The sequence below is a fragment of the Streptomyces sp. YS-3 genome (assembly GCF_045257485.1).
Lineage (GTDB): Bacteria > Actinomycetota > Actinomycetes > Streptomycetales > Streptomycetaceae > Streptomyces.
This window is the reverse complement of sequence record NZ_JBJHPC010000866.1, coordinates 1-2,079: the sequence shown is the minus strand read 5'-3', so window position 1 is coordinate 2,079 and position 2,079 is coordinate 1. Positions and strand designations below refer to the sequence as shown.

3 protein-coding genes are annotated in these 2,079 nt (G+C 74.7%); 1 reads left to right on the top strand and 2 read right to left on the bottom strand.

Features of this window, described 5'->3' with window-relative positions; translation table 11 throughout:
* A partial coding sequence (locus ACJA3G_RS35720) for an acyl-CoA dehydrogenase family protein (RefSeq protein WP_406557188.1) occupies positions 1-474 on the top strand: 474 nt, incomplete at its 5' end.
* Here ACJA3G_RS35720 and ACJA3G_RS35715 read toward each other — a convergent pair.
* Both ACJA3G_RS35715 and ACJA3G_RS35710 read right to left on the bottom strand, forming a co-directional pair.
* Positions 471-1,031 (bottom strand): pyridoxamine 5'-phosphate oxidase family protein, encoded by a 561-nt coding sequence (locus ACJA3G_RS35715; RefSeq protein WP_406557187.1) that lies wholly within the window; start codon positions 1,029-1,031, stop codon positions 471-473. The two genes, ACJA3G_RS35720 and ACJA3G_RS35715, sit on opposite strands and share 4 nt — an antisense overlap.
* A 99-nt stretch (positions 1,032-1,130) precedes the next feature.
* Positions 1,131-2,079, bottom strand: a 949-nt coding sequence (locus ACJA3G_RS35710) for a glycoside hydrolase family 113 (protein ID WP_406557186.1), incomplete at its 5' end; no start/stop codon positions are given.

Below are 2,079 nucleotides of genomic sequence, written 5' to 3'. Positions count from 1 at the left end.
CGCCCCGACCCCGGCGGGGAGCTCCTCTGCGCCGGCCCCCTCCTGGAGGATGCCGTCGGGTACGCCGTCGGCTGGGCGCGGCTCGCGTCGGCCGCGCAGGCGGTCGGGGTGGCCGAGGAGCTGCTGCGGCGGACCGTGGCGTATGTCCGCGAGCGCAACCAGTTCGGGGTGCCGATCGGCTCGTTCCAGGCGGTCAAGCACCGGCTCGCGGACACGCTGCTGGCGGTGGAGTTCGCCCGGCCGCTGGTGTACGGGGCGGCGCTCACCCTCGCCCCCGGCGACCTCGCGGCGGCGAAGACGGCGGCGGGCGAGGCCGCGTACACGGCGGCCCGCGCCGCGCTCCAGCTCCACGGCGCGGTGGGCTACACCGAGGAGCTGGACCTCTCCCTCTGGCTGCGCAAGGCCCGGCCGCTGCGGGACGCCTGGGGCACCCCGGCGCGCTGCCGTGCGGAGGTCCTGGCGTCCCGCCCCTAGGCCTCCTGGTCCTGGGCCTCCCGCTCCGGGGCCTCCCACTCCTGGACCTCCTCGCGCGGCGGCTCGGTGCCGCCGCCCCGCCGGATGGTGCGCAGCGGGGCGCCGGGCCGCCACACCCGCAGCACGATCTCCTCCGCCTCCTTGTCGATCCCGGTGTGGACCACCTCGGTGAGCTCCGCCCGGAAGAGGAGGAACGGCTCGGGCGGACGCACCTCGTCCGCGTACCGGGCGCGCTCCGCCGGGTCGACGACCTCGACGGCCCGCCCGCTGATCCGGACGTCACCGTCGGCCATCTCCGCGTCCGGCCCCGGGTTGGCCTGGACCGCGAAGCGCGGATCGCGCAGCAGGTCGTCCGCCTTGCGGGAGCCGGGCATCATCCCGAGCCACAGCTCGCCGCCCCGGATCTCGACCTCCAGGCCGGTGACCCGGGGGCTGCCGTCCGCGCGCAGGGTCGCGAGGACGTGGTGCTTGTAGAGAAGGAAACGCTCGCGCACGGCGTCGGCGAACCCCGCCTCGGCCGCTTCGAAGTCTGTCCAGCTGAATGTCTGCGGTGCCATGCGCCCAGCAAACCCTGAATACCCGACATCCACTGTCCGGATTACTCCGGGGTCGTGATCATCGCGGCCCGGGGCCGGGACGGGGGCGGGCAGGCGTCCCTAACCGGAAGAGCGCTCGGAGCCGTCCCCCGAGCCCGCCCAGTGCGAGCGCAGCACCTCCTCCGCGGGCTTCCCGTGCGGGGTGTACGCGAGCCTCGCCGGGGTCTCCCCGCTGTCCGGCCAGTCGTCCCACATCCACCAGCACACCCCGGCCCACCAGTCCCGGCCGGTGAAGGTGTCCAGCAACGCCCGGTAGCCGGCGGCCTGTTCCTCGGGCGCCTCGCGTCTGCTGACCGTCCACGAGTACGGCGCCGTGGTCGAGCCGCGCTGGCTGGTGTAGCCGGCCTCGGTGAAGAGGATCTTGCGGTGCTGCCGGCCGGAGAAGGCCGCCAGCTCGTCGACGACCGGCCGCCAGGCCCGGCCCAGCTCCGCCGCGTCCGCCGTGGGGGCCTCGCCCAGCGGCCAGTAGGCGTCGATGCCGATGACGTCCAGCTCCGGCCAGAAGGGGACCCGGGCGTACTCGTCGTAGTTGGCGGCGTACGTCAGCGGCTCCCGGTAGCGGGCGCGGACCGCCGCGATCACCCGCCGCCAGGGCTCCGCGTCACCGGACACCCCCGCGAGTTCGGTGCCGACCACGAACCGCTCGGTCCCCGTCTCCTGCGCGAGCGCCGCGTAGTGCGTGATGAACTTCTCGTACGAGGTGAACCAGGCCGCCCGGTCGGCGGGGCGGATCCTGGCCCGGTCGGTGCCGTCCACCAGGTCGACGTGCGGCTTCAGCATCACCTGGAGCCCGGCCCGGTGCGCCAGCGCGGTGATCCGACGCAGGCTCGTGTCGCTCGCGGTCTCCTCGGTGGGGCGCTGCTCGCTCTCCCGGGTGGTGCGCTGGTACCAGGTGGGCGTGAAGACGACCCAGCGCGCGCCGGTGTGCGCGATGTCGCTCAGATACGCCTCGGCGCGCGGGCTGTCGTAGTCGTCCGCCGACCACGACGGCAGGGTCATCCCCCGCACC

Coding starts and splice junctions, on each gene's coding strand:
- ACJA3G_RS35715 (WP_406557187.1), bottom strand. CDS start 1,031: ATGGCACCGCAGACATTCAGCTGGACAGACTTCGAAGCGGCCGAGGCG.